At 62.5% G+C, this 21,420-nt stretch carries 17 protein-coding genes; 12 read left to right on the forward strand and 5 right to left on the reverse strand.

Annotation, left to right across the window (positions count from 1 at the left end; translation table 11 throughout):
* Positions 1–5: 5 nt before the first annotated feature.
* The 3 genes from K3175_RS11775 (at position 6) to K3175_RS11785 (ending at position 3,756) form a co-directional block, all read left to right on the forward strand.
* Positions 6–1,862: a copper resistance system multicopper oxidase gene (locus tag K3175_RS11775; RefSeq protein ID WP_221543573.1), complete on the forward strand. Its 1,857-nt coding sequence runs from the start codon at positions 6–8 to the stop codon at positions 1,860–1,862.
* Positions 1,859–2,905 (forward strand): copper resistance protein B, encoded by a 1,047-nt coding sequence (locus tag K3175_RS11780; protein WP_221543574.1) that lies wholly within the window; start codon positions 1,859–1,861, stop codon positions 2,903–2,905. Before K3175_RS11775 ends, K3175_RS11780 begins: the two co-directional genes overlap by 4 nt.
* A gap of 299 nt (positions 2,906–3,204) precedes the next feature.
* Positions 3,205–3,756 carry a TetR/AcrR family transcriptional regulator gene (locus tag K3175_RS11785; RefSeq protein WP_221543575.1) on the forward strand — a complete coding sequence of 184 codons (552 nt, stop codon included), beginning with the start codon at positions 3,205–3,207 and terminating at the stop codon, positions 3,754–3,756.
* Positions 3,757–3,784: 28 nt separating this feature from the next.
* Here K3175_RS11785 and K3175_RS11790 read toward each other — a convergent pair whose 3' ends face one another.
* The gene (locus tag K3175_RS11790) at positions 3,785–4,729 is read right to left on the reverse strand and encodes an alpha/beta hydrolase family protein (RefSeq protein ID WP_221543576.1); all 945 of its coding nucleotides are present in this window, start codon (positions 4,727–4,729) and stop codon (positions 3,785–3,787) included.
* Between the two features lie 591 nt (positions 4,730–5,320).
* Positions 5,321–5,695 (reverse strand): DUF6980 family protein, encoded by a 375-nt coding sequence (locus tag K3175_RS14400; RefSeq protein WP_425594845.1) that lies wholly within the window; start codon positions 5,693–5,695, stop codon positions 5,321–5,323.
* 100 nt (positions 5,696–5,795) lie between these two features.
* Between K3175_RS14400 and K3175_RS11800 the strand changes: the two genes are divergently transcribed.
* Positions 5,796–6,887: a toll/interleukin-1 receptor domain-containing protein gene (locus K3175_RS11800; protein WP_221543578.1), complete on the forward strand. Its 1,092-nt coding sequence runs from the start codon at positions 5,796–5,798 to the stop codon at positions 6,885–6,887.
* Positions 6,888–7,140: 253 nt separating this feature from the next.
* Here K3175_RS11800 and K3175_RS11805 read toward each other — a convergent pair whose 3' ends face one another.
* Positions 7,141–9,360: a DUF305 domain-containing protein gene (locus K3175_RS11805; RefSeq protein ID WP_221543579.1), complete on the reverse strand. Its 2,220-nt coding sequence runs from the start codon at positions 9,358–9,360 to the stop codon at positions 7,141–7,143.
* A gap of 192 nt (positions 9,361–9,552) precedes the next feature.
* Here K3175_RS11805 and K3175_RS11810 point away from each other — a divergent pair, with 192 nt between their 5' ends.
* Together K3175_RS11810 and K3175_RS11815 are read left to right on the forward strand one after the other, a co-directional pair.
* Positions 9,553–9,960 carry a baeRF12 domain-containing protein gene (locus K3175_RS11810; protein WP_221543580.1) on the forward strand — a complete coding sequence of 136 codons (408 nt, stop codon included), beginning with the start codon at positions 9,553–9,555 and terminating at the stop codon, positions 9,958–9,960.
* 145 nt (positions 9,961–10,105) lie between these two features.
* Complete coding sequence (locus K3175_RS11815) at positions 10,106–11,119, forward strand: serine hydrolase (protein WP_221543581.1); 1,014 nt, start codon at positions 10,106–10,108, stop codon at positions 11,117–11,119.
* 119 nt (positions 11,120–11,238) lie between these two features.
* Here the strand turns inward: K3175_RS11815 and K3175_RS11820 are convergent, their stop codons facing one another.
* Positions 11,239–11,511, reverse strand: coding sequence for a hypothetical protein (locus K3175_RS11820; protein ID WP_221543582.1), 273 nt, complete (start codon positions 11,509–11,511; stop codon positions 11,239–11,241).
* Between the two features lie 241 nt (positions 11,512–11,752).
* On the opposite strand from K3175_RS11820, the gene polA reads away from it, so the two are divergent.
* The 3 genes from polA to K3175_RS11835 are packed head-to-tail and all read left to right on the forward strand — an operon-like array spanning position 11,753 to position 16,985.
* Entirely contained in the window at positions 11,753–14,587 is a 2,835-nt protein-coding gene (gene polA, locus K3175_RS11825) for a DNA polymerase I (protein WP_221543583.1), read from the forward strand.
* A 2-nt stretch (positions 14,588–14,589) separates the two neighbouring features.
* On the forward strand, positions 14,590–15,894 hold the full coding sequence (locus K3175_RS11830; protein WP_221543584.1) for a sensor histidine kinase: 1,305 nt from the start codon (positions 14,590–14,592) through the stop codon (positions 15,892–15,894).
* Between the two features lie 11 nt (positions 15,895–15,905).
* Positions 15,906–16,985: a mechanosensitive ion channel family protein gene (locus K3175_RS11835; RefSeq protein ID WP_221543585.1), complete on the forward strand. Its 1,080-nt coding sequence runs from the start codon at positions 15,906–15,908 to the stop codon at positions 16,983–16,985.
* On the opposite strand, the gene K3175_RS11840 is transcribed toward K3175_RS11835, so the two are convergent.
* Positions 16,986–19,310 (reverse strand): CDC48 family AAA ATPase, encoded by a 2,325-nt coding sequence (locus tag K3175_RS11840; protein WP_221543586.1) that lies wholly within the window; start codon positions 19,308–19,310, stop codon positions 16,986–16,988. It abuts the gene before it with no gap.
* A 69-nt stretch (positions 19,311–19,379) separates the two neighbouring features.
* Here K3175_RS11840 and K3175_RS11845 point away from each other — a divergent pair, with 69 nt between their 5' ends.
* The 3 genes from K3175_RS11845 (at position 19,380) to K3175_RS11855 (ending at position 21,419) form a co-directional block, all read left to right on the forward strand.
* Positions 19,380–19,568, forward strand: a complete 189-nt coding sequence (locus tag K3175_RS11845) for a hypothetical protein (protein ID WP_221543587.1) — start codon at positions 19,380–19,382, stop codon at positions 19,566–19,568.
* Between the two features lie 235 nt (positions 19,569–19,803).
* Positions 19,804–20,511, forward strand: coding sequence for a CoA transferase subunit A (locus K3175_RS11850; RefSeq protein WP_221543588.1), 708 nt, complete (start codon positions 19,804–19,806; stop codon positions 20,509–20,511).
* Positions 20,508–21,419 (forward strand): 5'-nucleotidase, lipoprotein e(P4) family, encoded by a 912-nt coding sequence (locus K3175_RS11855; protein ID WP_221543589.1) that lies wholly within the window; start codon positions 20,508–20,510, stop codon positions 21,417–21,419. Before K3175_RS11850 ends, K3175_RS11855 begins: the two co-directional genes overlap by 4 nt.
* The last annotated feature ends 1 nt before the right edge of the window (position 21,420 follow it).

The raw sequence follows: 21,420 nt of genomic DNA on the forward strand, positions 1-21,420 counted from the left end.
ATGCCATGATATGCAAAGAAAGTCCTTCCCCGGTCGTTTCGCGGCGTAAATTCCTGCTCGGTTCGGCCATGGCCGGTTCCGCCGGGCTTGCCGCCGGGGGCCTTGCGGTTCCGGCCTGGGCGCGGGGCGAAAGCCTGACGCACGCCCGGCAGGGCTTCGGCGAAGTGTCGGGGGACCGGATCGCGCTGACGATCGAGCGACACCACGTTACCGTAGGCGGCCACAAGGGTCATGCGGTCGCCGTCAACGGCAGTGTTCCCGGCCCGCTGCTGCGCCTGCGCGAAGGGCAGGACCTGCGCATCGACGTGACCAACCGGCTGGACGAGGACAGCTCGATCCACTGGCACGGCCTGCTGCTGCCCTTCCAGTTCGACGGCGTCCCCGGCGTGAGCTTCCCCGGCATCAAGCCGGGCGAGACTTTCACTTACGAATTCCCCATCCGGCAGAGCGGCACCTATTGGTGGCACAGCCATTCGGGGCTGCAGGAGCAGGCCGGGCATTATGGCCCGATCGTGATCGAGAGCGCCACTCCCGATCCGCGTTACGACCGCGATTACGTGGTGCTGCTGTCCGAATTCAGCGCCATGCACCCGCATGAGATCGCGCGGAAGCTCAAGGTGGGCGAACATTATTTCAACTACCAGATGCAGACCGCGACGGATGGCGACATGCCGGCGGACGAGCGGCTGATGTGGGGCGGCATGCGCATGAACCCGCGCGACATCTCGGACGTGACAGGTTCGACCTACACCTTCCTCGTCAACGGCCACGGGCCGATGGACGGGCTGGAATATCTCTTCACGCCGGGCGAGCGGGTGCGCCTGCGCGTCATCAACGGGTCGGCGATGACCTTCTTCAACGTCCGCATTCCCGGCGTGCCGATGACGGTGATCGCGGCCGACGGCATGGATGTGGCCCCGGTGGAGGTGGACGAGTTCCAGATCGGCGTGGCGGAAACCTACGATGTCATCGTGGCGCCGCCCGCGGGCAGCCATGCGCTGGTGGCCGAAGCCATGGATCGCAGCGGCATGGGCCTCGCCTCGCTCACCTCGAGCGCGGGCACGCGCGCGGCCCCGCCGCCGCTGCGCGAACCGGTCACGCTGACCATGGCCGATATGGGCATGGGCGCGATGGACGGCGGCCATGGCGGTGCGATGAAGCAGGATGCGCATGGCGGAATGAACCATGCTGGGATGGATCACGCTTCCATGGGTCACGGGGCGATGAGCCGCGGTGCCTCCGCCAGCACGCCGGCCATGAACCACGGTTCGACGGATCACGGCGGCATGGACCATTCGATGCGCGATACCTCCAGCCTGCCCAGGGATGTGAAGGTCGGCCCCGGCCTCGACATGGTCGCGCCCATGCCGATGGACCGGATGGATTACCCCGGCCTCGGCCTCGACACGGTGGATTACCGCGTGCTGCGCTATACCGATCTCAGGGCCGCGCGCGCCAATCCGCATCGCATGCCCACGCGCCAGCTGGAGATTCACCTCACCGGCAATATGGAGCGTTACATGTGGAGCTTCGACGGCCGGAAGTTCTCCGCCGTGAACGACGATCCGATCCGCTTCGCTTATGACGAGCGTGTGCGGGTCAAGCTGGTCAACGACACGATGATGGCTCACCCCATCCACCTGCACGGCCATTTCTTCGAACTGGTCAACGGCGCGGGCATGATGAACCAGCCCTTGAAGCACACGGTGGTCGTCCAGCCGGGCAGCACCGCCACTTTCGATGTCACCGCCAACGAGCCGGGCGACTGGGCCTTCCACTGCCACTTGCTCTACCACATGCACGCCGGGATGATGCAGACCGTCACCGTGCGGCCCTTCCCCGCGCCGGAGGATGAGGCATGAGCGCGCGCACGGCTATCGCCGCGCCAGTGATCCTCCCGCTGCTGCTGTCGGCCGCGCAGTTGGCCGCCCAAGGTCATGCAGCAGATCATGGGCAGGATAATTCCGGCCACACCATGCCGGACCACTCCGCGCACCAGCAGCAAGAGCAGGCGCCCGAGCCAGATCAACCCATGGCCGGCCATGACGGCCACGCCCGGATGGACCATTCCGGCCATGCCGCCGCGCCCAAGGCAGGCGCCATGCCCATGGATCATTCGGCGCACCAAACGGGCGAGCTGCCCAGTGGCTCACCCCCGCCCGCGGCCTTCGAAGGCCCGCTCTACGCTGCCGATGCCATTTTCGGCGCGGCCACCATGGCGCAGGCGCGCGAGACCAACCGCGCCACCCACGGGGACATGAAAACCGGCACGCTGATGGCCGAACGGCTCGAAGCACGTATTGCCGATGGTCATGACGCCTTCCTATGGGATGTGCAGGGCTGGTACGGCGGCGATATCGACAAATTCGTCCTCAAGTCCGAAGGCGAAGGCGCGTTCGGCGGAGGGAGGGGCGGGAGTGGCGGCGGCGTCGAGGATGCCGAAATCCAGGCGCTGTGGGGCCATGCCATCGGCCCGTGGTTCGATCTGCAGGCCGGGGCGCGGCTCGATCTGGAGCCCGAGACGCGCAGTCACCTCGTCCTCGGCGTGCAGGGCCTTGCGCCCTACATGTTCCATGTCGATGCGGCGGCCTTCCTGTCCGACCGCGGCGACCTCACCGCGCGGATCGAGGGCGAATACGATTACAAGCTCACCCAGCGCCTGATCCTCCAGCCGCGCGCCGAACTCGAACTCGCCGCGCAGGACCTTCCCGAGCGCGAGAGCGGCTCCGGCCTCACCAAGTTGGAGACCGGCCTGCGCCTGCGCTACGAACTGGCCCGCGAATTCGCGCCCTATGTGGGCGTGGGCTACGAAGCGAAGCTGGGCGAAACGGCAGACCTCGCCCGCGCGGCCGGAGAAGACCCGGACGGCCTCGCCCTGCTACTCGGCCTGCGCGCCTGGTTCTGAGCTGCGGGCATCTGAAGGCCGCTACGACCCGTGGCCTTGAAGATAACGAGCACGCACGATCTTTATGGCAAGCCGCCGGAGTGGCCGAAGGCTATTGGTGCGGATAATATGTTCGGCCTCGGAAAGGACGATCACAGGCACCGTCGCCCAACCTCAATTCATCTGTTACGCGACAGCGCCGGCTTGGATATGCGCATCGTGGCGGTAAGGCAGACTAGGTCACATTGGCATTGGGTCAGGTCCGCGATACTCGTCGGCGTGAATATCTGAGCTAGAACAGCGCAAGGACTTACAAGCAGATGGCCGAGGCGAACCGGTTACGGATTGACGCACGACGCAGCGAAGAAGCTGTGATCGACGCCGCGCGCGCGCTTTTCGCCGCCGAAGGAGTCGATGTGCCCAACCGCAGCATCGCGAATGCCGCTGGTGTGGGCGTCGGCACGCTTTACCGGCGCTTCCCGACGCGCGCCGATCTCATTGCGGCGGTGTTTCGGCAGGAAATCGACGCTTGCGCGGAAGCAGCAGAGGACCTTGCCGCAACCCGTTCTCCCTTCGAAGCGCTGGCCGAATGGCTTCGCCGCTTCGCCGCATTCATAGCTACCAAGCGCGGCTTCTCCGCCGCTCTGCATTCGGGCGATCCGGCCTATGCGGGATTGCCCGGGCATTTCGAGGACCGCTTCTACCCGGCCCTGGACGGACTGCTCGAGACCGCGCGCGAGGCGGGCGTGATCCGGGACGGATTGACCGCTGACGACTTGGTCAAGACCGTGGCGCGGCTCGTCTCTCCGCAGGATACAGGGCTTGGCGAACGCATGCTGGAAGTGCTGATCGACGGGCTGCGGGCGAGCTGATCGGCTTCCCGCCCGCAGCACGCCGGCGTCATTTCTCTTCGATTGTTCCTTGGGAGACGGCGGCACCGCGAACATCACTCACCGCAGTCTGCCAATCGGTGTCCGAGCCCGACAAAGCGCTGAGCAGGAAGGCCGTCGACAGCTGCTGGACAGCGGCGATACGCGCCGGATCCTCGTCGGTGGTCTCGCGCGCTTCGTAGTTGGGAATGCCGCCAAGCGAGTGTTCGCCTCCCTTGACCTCGAACAGCGCCTTGGCCCCGGGGCTAAGGTCGTAAGCCTCGCGCCACCATTCGGGCCCGCGCACGGTCATCGCGCCGTTGTCGTTGTCGCCCGCAACCACGAGCGTAGGGGTCTCGAGACCGGAGAAGTCCGGGTGCATGAACGGGAAATTCTGCGCGGCGAATTCGCTCAGATTGTCGCCGCCGGTGCCAGGGACCGCGAACAGCACTCCTGCCTTGACCCGCGCATCACGCAGCGAGACAGTCGAGCCGTCGTCCGGATCGGGATGCGTTGCGCCGAGGAACATGCTGGCAGTCTGCGCACCCCAGGAATGGCCTGCCACCGCAATGCGGCCGCGGTCGATCCGATCTTTGATGAACGGCGCCGCCTCCTCGATCGCATCGAGATTGTCGAGCAGTGCTAGCATGTCCTGCTCGCGATGCCGCCAGAGCTGGGAACGGCGCGGATCGTCGCCGGCGAGCGCCAGCATTCGGGAATCGAGATGGGTCGGATTGATGACCACGAAGCCGTGCGATGCCCAGTAATTGACGAGTGGACCATAGGTATAGAGCGACTGGCCATTCCCGTGCGAAAACAGGATGACGGGCAAGCTGTCGCCTTCGGCGGGCGCGGTGACGCGGTAGGTCAGAACCTCGCCGCGACCTTCGATCGGGAGCGATAGCGGACCCATGGACAGCGCGGGCGCAAGGTCCATGGCTGTCGAGCGGAGGGTGGGATTAGCGTGTGCGGGCATTGATTTCTCCATGAGCCTGGCGACGATGCCAGGACACGGAGCCGTAAATACGGAACATTGTTCCGTTTTCAATGGGTATCTTGCCTGGGCGAAACGGCAGACCTCGCCCGCGCTACCGGAGAAGACCCGGACGGCCTCGCCCTGTTACTCGGCCTGCGCGCGTGGTTCTGACCTGCCGGTATCTGAAGGCCGCTACGACCGTGGCCTTGAAGATACCGGGCGCGTACGATCTTTATGGCAAGCCGCCCGAGTGGCTGCAGGCTATCGGTGCGGATAATAAGTTCGGCCAATCGCCTGCTTCTATCCGAGCGGAATCCGTCTGGCGGGACCAAGGCAACAAGACCTGGTCGATAGGGAACCACTGAAATCCCATACCTGCGGATAAAAGGCATCAGGCCTTCCCGTTGCAGGAATTTTAGGAGGTAAATCGGCGGCGAGAACTCAGGCGAAAGCTTCCTGGTCGCCCGCCAGTTTCGGCGGGAGCCGCGCGGGCCATATGATGGTCTAGCCAAGTTGTGCTTTCCGGCAGGATTTCATTTGCCCTGGCTACTTGCGACCAGAAAGCTCCGCAACCCGATTGTCATCACCACATCAGCCCAAGCCATTCTGTAGCTTGGTCGCGCACCATGGGCAGTATGAGATCCTTATGATCGACGTCCCGCCATCATGGATGATGAGCCCATAGCGATCCTGCGCCTCAGAACAGTGAATCAAAGCGTCAGGACACTCAAATCGATCCTCATGCCGATCGCAAACGTTCTCGACATTTTCGCGCATCATTTCACAGCAGTGGCTGCTCATCCCTTTCCCCTCACGATCAAGCTGCATTCGCAACCGGGTCCTCGACCGCTCCTGACTTTTGGCCGGTCCGGCCGTAGCGTCCTGGGACAGGTGGCTTTGAGACTGTCGGCATTTGGCTTGAGTAAGCGGACGATGGTTCAGTAACTCGAAAATCTCAATACTCATGCTGCAACCGCCTCTATCCGAGAAACCACGTTCGTCGCGACCGGGTAAAGGGAGACACGGTCTCTTGCGCGGCAATCCGCAACGCCGCTAAATTGGCTCAATGTCAGTTCTCAAAGCCAAGCTGCCGAAATACCTCAGACAACTTGCGGCCGTTTATGACCGCGAGAAATCGACTTACCAGCGCGATGTAATTACTCACGGGAAATGGCATCTTCGCGAGGGAGTTGAGCACGACAACTGGAACGGCGGTATGGACGGACACGTCGTTCTACTTTTCGCTCCTTTGACGGTTGTCTCACAGGTCAGCGTTGGCGATCAAAGTAGCTATGCCTCATCGATCTTGGAGGACTTGAGTAAACTTTCATCTACGGCTGATGAGTATTTCGCGGGCGTCATTATCGAAGTCGAGGACGAGTCTGATCCTGAATGTAGAGAGGCAACACCCTTTTCAGAGCGAGTGCTAGCTGATCCAGCCAAAATAGAGATTTGGAAGCCAGGCTTGGCTCGCGTCTTCATGAGTCATCGCGACAGGACAAAAGTAGAGGTCCAGCAGATTGCTGATGCGATGGAGACCTACGGGATGTCTTGCTTCGTGGCGCATGAAACCATCCCAGACGACGAGGATTGGCAAAAGGTGATCTTAGACGGGCTCGATACCATGGAAATCATGGTTGCCATTACGACGGATGATTTCAGCCAATCACCTTATTGTATGCAAGAGGTGGGGTATGCTCTTGGTCGTGGTATTCCGGTGATTTCGCTCAAAATTGACGGTCGCGATCCTTCGGGATTTATCGCTCACAAGCAAGCCACTCGAGGGTCATTAATCGAGCCAATTACGGCTGCGCAAAAGCTCGCACCACTTTTGAGTAAACGCCTGCGAACTTTGGAGCGTTACAAATCAATACTTATTAATAGCTTTTGTCAGTCCCCATCTTTCAATGAAGCAAAGAGTCGATTTGAACGGATGAAGTCTAACGTCCCTGAGCTTACAGACGCGCAGGCCGAACAGATTTCGCTAGCGTTTGGCGACAGTGTTCAATTGAATCAGTCGATCTATCTAACGAACCAATATCAGCGCCTTACCTCATATATGAAGAACGCGACACAGAGCGATTGGAAGATTGAGCTAAACCGACTTGTTGAGGACAAAGCCGGCCCATACGACGATCTAGATGACATCCCGTTCTAATAGCGTCGTTTCGAACCCTCGTTGTCGCGACCCCGGACGCCAATCACTCAGTCATATTGTTACAGACTAACTGTTCAAATGGCAGCTTTTTGCAGCACCACTTCGACCCTGAACGTACCTAATGGCGTCGCAAGCTGCCACTGGGCGCTTCTTGGAAACAAGCGCGCCGATATCCCCACTCTCCCACAAGTCATTAGGGGGCGCCCCGGGCCCATCCGTCGAACCCGAAACTCCCCCATATTCCGCCGCGCCCTTAGCCGCCCTTGCGGCTGTCCTCGGCGGCGCGGACGACTTCGGCGGGCCAGGTGACCTGCGTCTGGGTCTGCGGGTTGAACACGCCGCCTTCATATTGCGCCGCTTCGGCTGCGGCGATTTCCTCGGGCGTGAGGAATTCGCTCGGCTCCAGCGCGAAGATGTCGAGGCCGCGGCTGATCTCGGTCGCGTAGATGCGGCCCTTGTACCAATAGGCCGACCAGTAACCGCCGGTCACCAGCTGGTCCTTGTCCACCGGCCCGCGGTCGAAATAGGCGATTTCGAACGGGTTGCTGGCATCGGTGAAGTCGATCACCGAAATGCCGCCCTGATACCATGCCTGCACGAAGATATCGCGCCCCGGCACGGGGATGATCGAGCCATTGTGCGCGACGCAGTTTTCCTTGTCGCTCTGCGGCGCGGGCAGCTTGTAGATGCCGCGATAGCTCAGCTTGCCGTCCTCGATCGCATAGAAGGCATCGGCGCCCCAATTGGTGGGATCGCCCGCCTGGCAGCGCGGCCGCCCGCCGCCGCCCCATTCATCGGTGAACAGCACCTTGGTACCATCGTTGTTGAAGGTGGCCGAATGCCAGTAGGCAAAGCCCTTGTCGGTCACATCGTCGATGCGTTTGGGCTGGAAGGGGTCCGAAATGTCGAGGATGATGCCATTGCCCGAACAGGCGCCGGCGGCCAGATTCTTGGCCGGGAACACGGTGATGTCGTGGCACTGGTTGGTGACAAAGGTTTCCTGCGTGCCTTCGCCGTGATTGCCGCCGCGCCACAGGCCCGCGATCTGGCCGCCCTTGGCAAAGACGCGCGGGCGGTCGACGATGCGCGCCGCCGCCGGATTGCTGACGGGGATTTCGACCACGTCGATGCTGAACAGCGCGGTTTCGTCACCGGCGGTGTCGAAGCAGCCTTCCAGCTCCTCATTATCGCGGACATAACTGGTGCCCGAATTGTAGACCACGATCCGGCGCTCGTCGGCGCTGACGATCGAATGGGTGTGGCTGCCGCGGCAGGTCTGCACCAGCCCGACCTGGCGCGGGCGGGTGATGTCCGAAATGTCGAAGATGCGCAGGCCGCGGAAGCGCTCCTCGCTGACCTTGCCGGCGACGCCTTCAAGGCCGCAATCGACCCGGGCGCGGCTGTCCTGCACGCTCATGATCAACAGATCGCCGACGATCGACACGTCGCCCTGCCCGCCGGGGCAGACGGTGGAGGACACCAGCTGCGGCACGCCGTCCGCGCCCAGGCGATAGGCGTTGAAACCGTGATAGCTGCCCGCCACCATCAGATCGCCCGCAAAGGCGATGTCGGTATTGGCGAAATCGAGCAGCGAGCCGCGCTTGCCGAACTGGGGCTTTTCCTCCTCGGCATCCTCTGCCGCCGCGGCTTCAGCCCTGGGGGATTTGGCCTTGCCTTCCTTCTCGTCCTCGTCCTTCTCGATCAGCGGCTGCAATTGCGCGGGGTTCTGGGGATCGAAGAACCCGGCGGGCTTGGGCTGCGCGGCCACGAGGCGCAGGTTCAGGATCGCCTCGCCCGCATCGCGGAAGCCCGCGGACAGCGTGGCTCGCGGATCGCGGGACAGTTCGGCCAGCACCGAATTCATGCGGTCGATTTCCGCCTGCTGGTCGGTCACCACATCGTTGGTGAATTCGAACAGGACGGGCTCATAGGCGCTGCCGGGGGCATCGTGCAGCTCGTCCACCATGTCGAGCGCGCCCTTGTGATGGGCGATCATCAGCTGGAGGAACAGCTCGTCGAAAGCGGTGCCGTTGGAGGCAGCGAGCCGGGTCATCTGCTCGGGCGTCGCCATGCCCTTCATCAGCCCCATGCCATGCGCCGCGGTATGCATCGAATGCGGCATGGCGATCTGTTCGCGGCGCTGCTCCAGCCATTCGCGCATGAATGTCATCTCGTCGCGCTGGCCCGCCTCGATCCGGTCGGCGGTCTTGAGGATGGCATCGTTATTGGTGCGATCGGGCGCCAGCCGCGCCATGTCGACCGCCTGCTGGTGATGCGCGATCATGCCCTGCATGAAACGCACGTCGGCCGGCGAATAGCGCGTGTCGGACAGGGCGATGGCTTCCGCCTCGCCGATCACCCGCGGCGCTTCGCCCGGCGCGCCCGGCAGCACGATCGGGGCGGATTGCGCCATCGCGACACTCGAAGTGGAAAGGAGCAGGCCGCAGGCAGCGGCGCGGAACAGATTGGTCATGAAACAGGTCCCCAAGATTGATGCGGGCGATGAAGACTCAGCTTCGCCGCCGGGTCAACCGGACAATCTGCGAACGTCATGGACGATCTGCCGGGTTCCGGGCCCGCTCCATCCGATCAAGACGGTGTTCGGGGACCATTTCGGAACACCGGCCGTTGGTTGCGCGAGACCCAATTACTGGAGGAGACATCCATGAAACTGCCGCACAAGGCCCATGTCGCAATCGTCGATGGTGAGAATTTCACCGTCATGCAGAACACCGGCCAGCCCTTCGAACCCAAGCTCGAAGGCGCCCAGAAACCCGATCTCGAAGCCACCAATTTCAGCGCCGGGATCAAGCATCAGGACGATATGGGGCAGCGTCACGGCGCCACCGACCTCAACGAACTCGCCCACGGCGCGGCGGCCGCGGAATGGCTGAATGCCAAGGCGGTCGCCGGGGAAATCAATGATTTGCTAGTGATCGCGGACCCCAAGACCCTTGGCGAAATGCGCCGCCATTATCATTCCGAACTCGAAAAACGGCTGGTCGGAGAAATCGACAAGACGATGACCGGAGAACCCACAGACCGCATCGAAAAGGCTATTGCCGCGGCCTGATTTGGTCAAGAAATCGGCTCTTAACTGCTAATAGCCGATAGTATCTCCAGCGCTGCCGCGACACAATTCGTCGCGGCAGTGCTTGCACCTTTTCGCCACATATCGTTAATGTCCTGAAAACCATCGATTTGGTAACGGGATAGCCATGCGGATCAGAAAACTCGGGAACATGCTGGCAGCCGGGGCACTTGCTCTGGGCCTGCCCGCCATCGCCAATGCGCAGGGATATACTGCGCAATTCGATCAGGTTCTGGGGACCGAAGCGCGGACCCCGCAGACATACGAAGCGGTATATGACGATCCCCTCGGCCAGCGTATTTCCCAGCTCGCGGAAGGCTCGCAAGGCCGCATCGGGGTCTATGCCATCGACCTCACCACGGGGCACGAAGTCGGCGTTCTGGCCGATCAGCGCTTCCCCATGGCCAGCACCAGCAAGGTGGCCATCGCCGCCACCTATCTCGCCGGTGTCGATGCCGGGAAATGGAGCCTGACCAGCGAATGGCGGCTGCCGCGTCCGGGCGGCGCCTTTCTGTCCGGCAAGCAGCATCTCGACCTGATGATCAGCAAGAGCTGCAATGCCTGCACCGATGCCCTGCTGAACGCGGTCGGCGGCCCGCAGGCCGTCAATGAATGGATGCGCGGCGCGGGGATCACCGAATTCCAACTGACCCGCGATATTGCGACGCTGGTGCGCGAAGACGGACGCGTCGATCCCGCTTCCGCCGTGGATTTCCGCGACAGCGCGACCCCGCGCGCCATGGGCCAGCTTCTGGCGGGCATCTATCAGGGCAAGTGGCTCAGCGCCTCTTCGCGCGGCGTCCTGATGAACGCCATGCGCGCCACCACCACCGGCAAGAAGAGGATGCGCTCTGCCCTGCCGACCAGCGCCGGCTTGGCGCACAAGACCGGCACGCTTGCCCGCACCGCGAGCGACATCGGGATCTTCCACACGCCCGACGGCCGCGCGGTTGCTGTTGCGATCTATGTCACCGGGCAGAGCCCTTCGATGGCGGTCGAGAATGGCGACCGGAGCCGCAAGCTCCAAGCGCGGCAAATGCGCGACGCCCGCATCTCGACGATCACCGGCGCGCTATACCGCGGCTTTGCCGACCGTAAGGCTGACGGCCGCGTCTGGGCGGATGCCGATTACGGCGGCTGATTTCAGCGGATTTATAAATCCCACGCACCGAAGTTCGTGGGCCATAAAGAAAGGGCGGCGCCATCTGGCACCACCCTTCTTTTTTGGAACGGTGAACCGTCCCGCAAAGCTGAACCGAATTAGTCGGCCTGAGCTTCTGCGGTGGTTTCGTCCTGAACGTCGGCTTCGACTTCAGCAGCAGCTGCGTCAGCGTCGGCAGCCATTTCGTCAGCGCCAGCTTCCATTTCAGCAGCGCCTTCTTCCATGGTGTTGCCAGCGGCTTCCATGTTGGCTTCGGTGTCGGCAGCAGCCGAATCAACGGTTTCGCCAGCGGAATCTTCGGTTGCTTCCGAGCAAGCAGCGAGCGAGAGAGCAGCGGCCGAAGCGGCAGCAACGAGTGCGATCTTACGCATAATGGTAAATCCTTAAACAGCGAGTTCTGAATGCGGAGAGGAACTCCATCCCCGCGCAAGGCCATCCAAATCCGGCCTTACGGTGTCTAAATAGTGGCGACATTGTGGCACTGCAAGCCTTTTTGCCCCAATCTGCCACGATCCTGCCGCAATCCCGCGCATTTACGCCATTTTTACTTTCATCTTTTTTCCACCCCTTGGCGCTCCCCATCCGCGCGGCTGGCTGCTAGTGCCCCATGCGATGGCAGACAAGCAGCACCTCTATCTCGTCGACGGTTCGGCCTATATCTTCAGGGCATATCACCGGCTTCCTCCGCTGACCGATCCGGAAGGCACGCCGGTCGGCGCGGTCTATGGCTACACCACCATGCTGTGGAAGCTGGCGGACGATCTCGACAAGGCAGACGGTCCGACGCATCTCGCCGTGATTCTCGACAAGTCGAGCCACAGTTTCCGCAATGAGATCTACGATCAGTACAAGGCCAATCGCCCCGATCCGCCAGAGGATCTGGTGCCGCAATTCCCGCTGATTCGCGACGCCACCCGCGCCTTCAGCCTCCCCTGTATCGAGGAGCCCGACGTCGAGGCCGACGACATGATCGCATCCTATGCCCGCGCCGCGCAGGCGAAGGGCTGGGACGTGACGATCGTCTCTTCCGACAAGGATCTGATGCAGCTGGTCGGTGAGAAAGACGGCGCCAGGATCGACATGCTCGATACGATGAAAAGCGCGCGCATCTATATCGAGGAGGTCGAGGAAAAGTTCGGTGTGCCGCCCGAAAAGGTGGGCGACGTGCTGGCGCTGATGGGCGATTCGGTCGACAACATCCCCGGCATCTTCGGCGTCGGCCCCAAGACGGCGAGCAAACTCATCGCCGAACATGGCGATCTGACCGCCGCGCTCGATGCGGCCGAGGGCATGAAGAAGAGCAAGCTCAAGGAACGCCTGATCGAGCACCGGGCCAATGCCGAGCTCAGCCGGGTGCTCGTCACCCTGCGCGAAGATTGCGGCCTGCCCATCGATCTAGAGGACATGAAGCTCGACGGTGTGCCTTCCGAACCGCTCGCGGCGTTCCTGAAAAAGCACGGCTTCACCAGCCTGCTGCGGCGCCTGGAATCGGGCACAGGCAGCCCCAACCGCGCAACCGATCTCAATCCGCCGAAGCAGGAAACAGCGGGCAGCAAGCCCAGCGACGAAGGCAACGCCCAGCCCCTGCCCGACATGCCCGCCGTCGATCGCAGCGCCTATGAATGCGTCCAGACCGCGGAGCGCCTGCAATCCTGGATCGACCGGGCCCGCGAAGCGCGGGTGGTGGCCGTGGACACGGAAACCAGCTCGCTCGACTGCATGCAATGCGATCTGGTCGGCATCAGCCTTGCGCTGGGGCCCAATGATGCCTGCTACATCCCCCTCGCCCATGGCGGGAGCGACATGTTCGCCGAACGGCCCGACCAGGTCGAGATGAAGGCGGCGCTGGAAATGCTGAAACCGCTGCTGGAAGACGATGCGGTGCTCAAGATATTCCAGAACGGCAAATATGACCTCAACGTTCTCTCGCGCAACGGGATCGAGGTGTCACCGATCGACGACACGATGATCATCAGCTTCGCGCTGGACGCGGGCCGGAGCGAAGCGGGTATCGGCGGCGGACACGGCATGGACGAGCTGGCCGAGCGCCATCTCGGCCATACCTGCCTCAGCTTCAAGGACGTCTGCGGAACGGGCAAGAAGGCGATCCCCTTCGGCGAGGTACCGCTCGATAAGGCGACCGAATATGCCGCCGAAGACGCCGACGTGACCTGGCGTCTCTATAAGCATTTGCGCCGCCGCCTCCCCCTCGAAGGAGGGACCAAGGTTTACGAACGCGTGGACCGTCCGCTGGTCCCCGTGGTGGCGGGAATGGAACGTCACGGCATCAAGGTGGATCGTGCGCAGCTCGCGCGCCTGTCGGAAGAATTCGCCACCGAAACCGCGCGGCTCGAAGGCGAAATCCACGAGCTCGCCGGGCAGGAATTCGCCGTCGGCAGCCCCAAGCAGCTGGGCGAAATCCTCTTCGACAAGCTGGGCCACAAGGGCGGCAAGAAAGGCAAGAGCGGGCAGTATTCGACCGACCAGTCAGTGCTCGAACGCCTCTCCGGCGATGGTGCGGAAATCGCCGACAAGGTGCTGGAATGGCGGCAGCTGACCAAGCTGAAATCGACCTATACCGATGCGCTGCAACAGGCCATCAATCCGCTGACCGGCAGAGTGCATACCAGCTACAGCCTGGTAGGAGCGCAGACCGGGCGCCTGTCCTCGACCGATCCGAACCTCCAGAACATCCCGATCCGCACAGAAATCGGCCGCCAGATCCGCGAAGCCTTCGTCGCGGATGAAGGCAATATCCTGCTCGCGGCCGACTATTCGCAGATCGAACTGCGCCTGGCTGCACACATGGCCGATGTCGGTCCGCTTCGCGAAGCGTTCGAGGAGGGCGAGGACATCCATTCGCGCACCGCCAGCGAGATGTTCGGCGAAGTCACCCGCGATACGCGAGCCCGCGCCAAGACGATCAACTTCGCTATTCTCTACGGTATTTCGCGCTGGGGCCTGGCGGGTCGCCTGAAGGTCGAACCCGACGAAGCGCAGGCAATGATCGATACGTATTTCAAGCGTTTCCCGGGCATCCAGAAATACATCCTCCACACGCTCGAAAGCGTGCGCGAGAAAGGGTATTCGGAGACGCTGTTCGGCCGCAAGACATGGTTCCCCCGGATCAATTCGAAGAACCCGAACGAACGCGCCGGTTCCGAACGCGCGGCGATCAATGCGCCCATCCAGGGCACCAGCGCCGACATCATCAAACGGGCCATGGTGCGCATGGGGCCGGCGCTTGAGGAGGCTGGCCTCGGCCATGTCCGAATGCTGCTGCAGGTCCACGACGAACTGGTCTTCGAATTACCCGAAGCCGATGCCGATGCGGCATCGCAGGTCATCGAGCGGGTGATGGCAGGTGCGGCACGGCCCGCTGTGGATCTGTCGGTGCCCCTTGGCATCGACATCGGTACCGGCAAGAGCTGGGGGGCGGCGCACTAGTGATGGATATCCCGAAGAGGCCACTGGGCGTGAAGCTGCCCAATGCCATCGTGCTGCTGATCATCGGCACCGCCATGATGGCGCTCATTTTCCTGGTCTATCAGACAGTCGAAGCTGAACGCTCGCAGCGCCAGCAGTCAGGGCGGACGGCAGAGCTGATCGAGGAACTGAAGCGCGTGGAAACCGCCGCGCTCAACGGCGAGACCGGGCAGCGCGGCTATCTCATCACGCTCGACCGCCGTTATCTCGAACCCTATCAGGCTGGCCGGGAACAGATCGATCCAGCCCTGCGCCGGGTGCGAGACTTGCTGGGAGACGACGTGACGGCGCGGCAGGAGGAATTGCTGGACCAGATCAGCATGCTTTCCAAAGCCAAGTTCTCCGAACTCGAAAATACGGTCGTGCTGCTGGAGGACGGGCAGCTGCTGGAAGCCCGGCGCGCGATCCTGAGCGACCAGGGGCAGGAAACCATGGAACGTTTGCGCCGTGCGCTCGACGAGATGGAGGACATCGAACGCGAGCTGCTCTCCAGTCAGGTGCAGGACACCGCCCGCCTCGAGGGGCGCGTACTGCCGCTGCTTGCCGCTTTGATCGCGCTGCTGGTGATCGCGATCTATTTCGGTTCGCGACTGGTATCGCGCGCCGCCCGCGCAGAAGCGGAAGCCGCGCAGGCCGCCGCAGTGGGCGAAGCGCGCGACCGTGCAGATCTGCTCGCCCGCGAACTCAATCACCGGGTGAAGAACCTGTTTGCGGTCGTGCTGGCAATCATCCAGATGAGCGCGCGTGACAAGCCGGAGGCCAAGCCGGTGACGGACGCCATTTCCGAACGCGTCCGGGCGCTCCTGACCGCACATGAGGTAAGCCAAGGCGCGCTCGATCGCGAGCTCGCATCGCTCGAGGCGCTGGTCGAGACCACGCTCGCGCCCTATCGTTCGCAGACCCAACCGGCGCAGATCGATGGGCCGGAAGTCCTGCTCCCGGCCAAGCGGATCACGCCGCTTGGTCTCGTGCTTCACGAATTGACGACCAATGCCGTCAAATATGGCGCATGGGCCCATGGCGGCGGGATCGATGTGAGCTGGAAATGGGTGGGCGACGCGGTCGAACTGGTCTGGAGCGAGAGCGGCGCTGAGATCGAAGGCGAGCCCGACCGAAAGGGCTTTGGCAGCCTGCTTATGGAAAGCGCGGCGCGCCAGTTCGGGGGAAGCGTCGAACGGGATTTCACTCCAACCGGCCTGACTGTCAGGATCACGCTGCCGCAGGTGGAAAGAAGCACAAGCCTTGCCACCACGGAGCAAGGTCAATAATCGCGTAGGCGATGCTCGAGCGGTACTATCCCCAGAACTGGCCGGTTTCCTACGAAGGCCTGATCCACACAGCGATTGCCTTGGGAGTAGCCACGTTCCTGGCGCTGGCCCTGCACTGGATCGTCTTCAAACTGCTCGGCCGGGTCACCCGCGCATCGGCCAGCAGGGTGGACGACACCCTCGTTGCCAAGGTCCGCAAGCCAATGCGCTGGGCGATGATTGCGTTCGGCATTTCCATCGCCGCAGAAAATGACGCGCTGATTGGCGACGGGTGGGATACGCTGATCCGGTATCTCATGCCTGCCGTCATCGGCTGGGTGGCCTTCTCCTTCGTCAAGGGGCTGGCCGCGGGTTACGAGGCGCAGCTGGCGGTCACCGGCGAAGAAGTCCTGCATCGCGGATACCGCACCCGTATCGCGATCCTGTCACGCACTGCGCGGGTGGCGATCGTCATCATCACCATTTCGCTCATCATGGTGAATATTCCCGGTGTGCGCGATGTCGGCACCACGATGCTGGCCTCTGCCGGTCTGGCGGCCCTCGCCGTCGGCGCGGCCGCCCAGCCCGCCCTGAAATCGCTTATCGCGGGCTTGCAGATGGCGCTGACGCAGCCGCTGCGGATCGGCGATCTCGTCAAGGTCGACGGGCAGGCCGGCCGGGTGGAGGAAATCCGCATGAGCTTCGTCACCGTGCGAACCTGGGACGAACGCGTGATGGTCGTACCCACCAGTCGCTTCCTCGATCAAAGTTTCGAGAATTGGTCGCGCGTCAGCGAAAAGCTCACCGGCCCGGTGATGCTGCATCTCGATCCGGCCGCCGAAGTTGACCCTATCCGCGAGGAGTTCGAACGCTTCGTGACGGCGCATCCGCTGTGGGACGGGCGCAATTTGGCGCTGCTGATGACCGAAGCCTATCCCGAAAGCATCGAACTGCGGCTATCCATGAGTGCGGATACGATCGGCGATCTCTTCACCCTGCGCTGCGAAGCACGGGAGCATATGGTTGCCTGGCTGCGCAAGAACCAGCCAGGCGCGCTGATCCGCCACCGCCTCGAAGTGGAAGCGGCAAACCAGCGCGCGATGGGCAATTAATCAACCTTCGGCATTGCCATGCTTCCGGTCGCGTGTCGGCTCGAGCATGCCTTCGTGGATGAAGCCGATCGGCTGCACTTCGGCCGCCCGCTTCTTCAACTCGCCACGCATCTTCTTGTATTCGGCTTCCATCTTGCTGGTCACCGTGGCGCGGCTGTCCTTGAGCGCTTCCTCGAAGTCAGGTCCGGTAACCTGTTGAACGTCTCCGCCGGCACGCTGCAGGGCATTGAGACCCGCCCGGCGAACCACGTCTTCCAGATCGGCACCGGTGAAGCGCTCGGTCTTGCCCGCGATATCAGCCAGGCTGACGTCCGCAGCCAGCGGCATATTCGCCGTGTGGATGCCGAGGATCTGCTCGCGGCCGGCTTTGTCGGGAGTACCGACATAGACCAGCTCGTCGAACCGACCCGGCCGGAGCAGAGCAGGGTCCACCAGGGTCGGACGGTTGGTTGCGCCGATCACGACCACCGACTGCAGCTCTTCCAGCCCGTCCATCTCGGCAAGGATGGTGTTCACCACCCGGCCGGTCACCTGAGGTTCGCCCTGCCCGGACCCGCGGGCGGGCACCAGGCTGTCGATCTCGTCGATGAAGACGACGCAAGGGGCCACTGCCCGGGCGCGCTTGAACATGCGGGCGATCTGCTGTTCGCTTTCGCCGTACCATTTTGAGAGGAGATCGCTCGACTTCATCGAGATGAAATTGGCTTCTGCTTCCTTGGCGACAGCCTTGGCCAGCAAAGTCTTGCCGGTGCCCGGTGGACCATAAAGAAGGAAACCCTTTGCCGGCCGGATCCCCAGACGCCGGAAGGCCTCGGGGTTTTTCATCGGAAGCTCGATACCTTCCTTGAGCTTCGAGATCGATTCGCCGACGCCGCCGATATCGTCCCAGCCCACATTCGGAACCTGAACCATCACCTCGCGCATGGCGCTGGGCTGGATCCGCTTGAGCGCCGAAAGGAAATCCTCGCGGCCAACGTAGAGCTCGTCGAGCACTTCGGGCGGAATGGTCCGCTCGTCGAGATCGATCTTCGGCATGATGCGGCGGACGGCGTCGATCGCGGCCTCACGCGTGAGCGCGGCAATGTCTGCCCCGACAAAGCCGTAGGTTGCCTTGGCGAGTTCGGTCAGGTCGACCCTGTCGCCCAGCGGCATTCCGCGCGTATGAATGCCGAGAATTTCCCGGCGGCCTTTCTCGTCCGGCACCCCGATGACGATCTCGCGGTCGAAGCGGCCCGGGCGGCGCAGCGCTTCGTCGATCGCATCGGGCCGGTTGGTAGCCGCGATGACCACGAGGTTGGAGCGCGACTCCAGCCCGTCCATCAGGGTGAGCAGCTGAGCGACCAGACGCTTTTCCGCTTCGCCGGGAACACGGTCCCGCTTCGGCGCGATCGAGTCGATTTCATCGATGAAGATGATCGCAGGCGCAGCCTTGGTCGCCTGCTCGAACACTTCCCGCAGTGCCTTTTCGCTGTCGCCATAGCCCGATCCCATGATCTCGGGGCCGTTGATGGTGAAAAACTCGGCATCGCTTTCATTGGCCACGGCCTGCGCCAGACGGGTCTTGCCGGTGCCTGGCGGGCCGTGCAGCAACACGCCCTTCGGCGGATCGACGCCTAGCCGGGTAAAGAGTTCGGGATAGCGTAATGGCAGCTCGACCATTTCACGCAGCGCCTGAATGGTGTCCTCTATGCCGCCGACATCGTCATAGTTGACGACGGCGCGCGCATCGCGCGGAGCCTCGAACTCGGCGCGCAATTCCACTTCGGTATTCTCGTCAATGTGAACGATGCCCTTGGGGCTGGTCGACACGACCGAGAGACGTATCTGCGTCAACGCATAGGCAGGCGCATTGAACATACGGCGCACCTCTGGAGGCATATTCTGCACCGGCTGCTGGCCGGTCGTCGCCACCAGATCGCCTGCCATGAGCGGCTTGCCTGCAAAGTTGCGCTTAAGAGCCTGCGCCGGCCCCTGCAAACGCATGTCGCGATTGGCCGGAGCGAATACTACCCGCGTGGCGGGGCGCGATTCGGCGGCCTTCACTTTAACGTGCTCGCCCGAGCCGACTTCGGCATTGCCGCGCTGAAGACCGTCGAGCCGGATGACTTCGATGGCCTGGTCTTCATCGTAAGCCGACATGGCAATCGCCACAGTCGCCCGCTTGCCGATGAGTTCGACCGGATCGCCTTCGGTAATGCCCAGGGCCTGAAAGGCGGAGCGGGGCATGCGTACGATGCCATGGCCGCTTTCTTCCTGCCGGGCGGCAGCCACCTGCAACCGGACTGTTTTTTCGTCTACCGCCGTCGCAGCGTCAGCATCGGCCATGTGGAGTTGTCTCCCTCGCAAAGTGTCATTCAATCGGCCCCGAAGATGGGGACGGGTCACACACATGCAATGAGCGAGAAAGGCTATGGTGTCCGCACAGAGCGGGAGGCAGACAAGAAAAAAGCCCGGCTGGCGAACCAACCGGGCTTAAAAAGTCTTGGGAGAGGATGCCTAAAAGGCAAGAGGAGATATGCCGCCGCACCGGTTTTTGTGCAAGTGCGAAAAGAACAAGTTTTCTTGAAAAAAACGCAAGGTTAATTCTTAAGAGCCTGATTTTAATGATGCGCCGGGAAGCGATATGCTCGCAACTGCAGCAAAGTGGTCTTAAAGCTTGCTTGAAACGCACTTCGAATTTGGCGCAGGTGCGGTAAAACATGACCATCGAAACTGCCGGAGCGGCGTTATCCAAATGTGGGGCGGCCGCCGCATTCTAATCTTGCGGGGTGACTTGCAACCCGCATCTCGCTAGCAGCGAAGCCGTAACGGAGGTTCGATGAACAAGCTTTTTCCCGACGCCGCTTCCGCCCTCGATGGGCTTCTTACCGATGACATGTTGATTGCCAGCGGAGGCTTCGGCCTGTGCGGCATTCCCCAGCGGCTGCTGGAAGCGATCAGGGAAAGCGGGGTCAAAGGGCTGACTTTCGCCAGCAACAACGCCGGGATCGACAATGAAGGCATCGGCATGCTGCTGCGGACACAGCAGGTGAAGAAGATGATTTCTTCCTATGTCGGCGAAAACAAGGAGTTCGAGCGCCAGTTCCTTTCGGGCGAGCTCGAAGTCGAATTCTGCCCTCAAGGCACGCTCGCCGAACGCATGCGCGCCGGCGGGGCAGGCATCCCCGGTTTTTACACCAAGACCGGCGTCGGCACCCAGGTGGCCGAGGGCAAGGAAGTGAAAAATTTCGACGGTCAGGATTATATCCTGGAGCACGGCATTTTCGCCGACCTTGCCATCGTCAAGGCATGGAAAGCGGACGAGACCGGCAACCTTGTGTTCCGCAAGACAGCCCGCAACTTCAACCAGCCCGCCGCTACCTGCGGGAAGGTTTGCGTGGTCGAGGTGGAAGAGATCGTCCCTGCCGGCAGCCTCGATCCGGACTGCATCCACTTGCCGGGCGTCTACGTCCAACGCATGGTCGTCGGCGCGCCATACGACAAGAAGATCGAGTTTGTGACCACGCGCGAGCGGGAAAGCGCATGATACGCGCCGCTCTTGCTTCCGCCGCGGCTCTTGCGCTGTCTGCGTGTGCGACCACACCGCTCGCCGTCGCGCCCACGCCCTCGGCAGTTGCCGACGCCCCAGACACGATGCAATGGCTCTATGGCTCGGGTGAAGCGGCCGGTGCGTCGATCCAGGCTTGGAGGTCGCTCGCCGATTATGCTGTCGCCCGGTCCCGCCAGCGCAGCGTGCCCTTTTCGGTCGCGATGGGCCTCGATGGAACCATCGCGGAACCGGCGAGCTGCATGACCGGCGATCGTGCGAAGCCGCTCGCCGTGGTGTTCGACGTCGATGAGACCGTCTTGCTCAATATGGGTTACGAATATTGGTCCGCCGCAACCGGCGCCAGCTATTCGAGCGAAACGTGGAAGCGCTGGGAAGAAAGCGGGTCAAGCTACGTCAAGCCCGTCCCCGGCGCTGTTACTGGACTTCGCAGGCTGCGCGAAGCAGGCGTCACGCCCGTTTTCAACACCAACCGCCAGTACAGTGCCGAAGGCGCAGTCCGCGCAATCGCGGCGGCCGGCCTCGGCGATGCGGTCCATGGCGAGACACTATTCCTGCGCGGCGACGACGGGACGAAGAGCGGCGGCAAGGATGCCCGCCGGGCCATCATCTCCGAGCGTTACTGCGTCATCGCGCTGGCCGGGGACAATCTTGGCGATTTCGCCGATGTGTTCAACGATGACGCGCTTCCCGCTTCCGAGCGGCGCGAACTGGCGGCGCGCGGCGACCTGGCGCAGCTCTGGGGAAATGGCTGGTTCGTTCTTCCCAACCCCGTTTACGGCGATTCGCTCAAGGGCACGGTCGACGAGGTCTTCCCCGAAGGCACGCGCTGGACACCCGAGACGGCACCTTCCGGAGCGCCCGCAATCATGAACGAAGGCAACTGAC

Origin of the sequence: Qipengyuania aestuarii, assembly GCF_019711535.1 — a bacterium.
GTDB classification, from domain to species: domain Bacteria; phylum Pseudomonadota; class Alphaproteobacteria; order Sphingomonadales; family Sphingomonadaceae; genus Qipengyuania; species Qipengyuania aestuarii.

Bases quoted from the DNA above. Each gene is read 5' to 3' on its own strand.
- K3175_RS11775 (WP_221543573.1), top strand. From the start codon at position 6: ATGATATGCAAAGAAAGTCCTTCCCCGGTCGTTTCGCGGCGTAAATTC.
- K3175_RS11780 (WP_221543574.1), top strand. From the start codon at position 1,859: ATGAGCGCGCGCACGGCTATCGCCGCGCCAGTGATCCTCCCGCTGCTG.
- K3175_RS11785 (WP_221543575.1), top strand. From the start codon at position 3,205: ATGGCCGAGGCGAACCGGTTACGGATTGACGCACGACGCAGCGAAGAA.
- K3175_RS11790 (WP_221543576.1), bottom strand. From the start codon at position 4,729: ATGCCCGCACACGCTAATCCCACCCTCCGCTCGACAGCCATGGACCTT.
- K3175_RS14400 (WP_425594845.1), bottom strand. From the start codon at position 5,695: ATGAGTATTGAGATTTTCGAGTTACTGAACCATCGTCCGCTTACTCAA.
- K3175_RS11800 (WP_221543578.1), top strand. From the start codon at position 5,796: ATGTCAGTTCTCAAAGCCAAGCTGCCGAAATACCTCAGACAACTTGCG.
- K3175_RS11805 (WP_221543579.1), bottom strand. From the start codon at position 9,360: ATGACCAATCTGTTCCGCGCCGCTGCCTGCGGCCTGCTCCTTTCCACT.
- K3175_RS11810 (WP_221543580.1), top strand. From the start codon at position 9,553: ATGAAACTGCCGCACAAGGCCCATGTCGCAATCGTCGATGGTGAGAAT.
- K3175_RS11815 (WP_221543581.1), top strand. From the start codon at position 10,106: ATGCGGATCAGAAAACTCGGGAACATGCTGGCAGCCGGGGCACTTGCT.
- K3175_RS11820 (WP_221543582.1), bottom strand. From the start codon at position 11,511: ATGCGTAAGATCGCACTCGTTGCTGCCGCTTCGGCCGCTGCTCTCTCG.
- polA (WP_221543583.1), top strand. From the start codon at position 11,753: ATGGCAGACAAGCAGCACCTCTATCTCGTCGACGGTTCGGCCTATATC.
- K3175_RS11830 (WP_221543584.1), top strand. From the start codon at position 14,590: ATGGATATCCCGAAGAGGCCACTGGGCGTGAAGCTGCCCAATGCCATC.
- K3175_RS11835 (WP_221543585.1), top strand. From the start codon at position 15,906: ATGCTCGAGCGGTACTATCCCCAGAACTGGCCGGTTTCCTACGAAGGC.
- K3175_RS11840 (WP_221543586.1), bottom strand. From the start codon at position 19,310: ATGGCCGATGCTGACGCTGCGACGGCGGTAGACGAAAAAACAGTCCGG.
- K3175_RS11845 (WP_221543587.1), top strand. From the start codon at position 19,380: ATGAGCGAGAAAGGCTATGGTGTCCGCACAGAGCGGGAGGCAGACAAG.
- K3175_RS11850 (WP_221543588.1), top strand. From the start codon at position 19,804: ATGAACAAGCTTTTTCCCGACGCCGCTTCCGCCCTCGATGGGCTTCTT.
- K3175_RS11855 (WP_221543589.1), top strand. From the start codon at position 20,508: ATGATACGCGCCGCTCTTGCTTCCGCCGCGGCTCTTGCGCTGTCTGCG.